Annotated in this window: 1 pseudogene; it reads left to right on the top strand. The window is 69.4% G+C overall.

Features of this window, described 5'->3' with window-relative positions:
- A pseudogene (gene phnK / locus UTM25_RS21775) lies at positions 1 to 219 on the top strand (phosphonate C-P lyase system protein PhnK); the annotation flags it as partial.

The following is a 219-nucleotide window of genomic DNA, read 5'->3' on the forward strand; positions in this document are numbered from 1 at the left end:
GCACGCCTGACGCCGCAGAAAGGCGACATTTTGTATGAGGGCGCTTCGCTGTACGGCATGAGCGAGGCTGAGCGCCGCCGCCTGCTGCGCACCGAGTGGGGCGTGGTGCATCAGCACCCGATGGACGGCCTGCGCCGTCAGGTCTCAGCCGGGGGCAACATCGGCGAACGCCTGATGGCTACCGGCGCGCGCCACTACGGCAACATCCGCGCCACCGCC

It is taken from the genome of Enterobacter sp. 61D5, assembly GCF_034107965.1.
In the GTDB taxonomy this organism is placed as follows: Bacteria; Pseudomonadota; Gammaproteobacteria; order Enterobacterales; family Enterobacteriaceae; genus Enterobacter; species Enterobacter cloacae_M.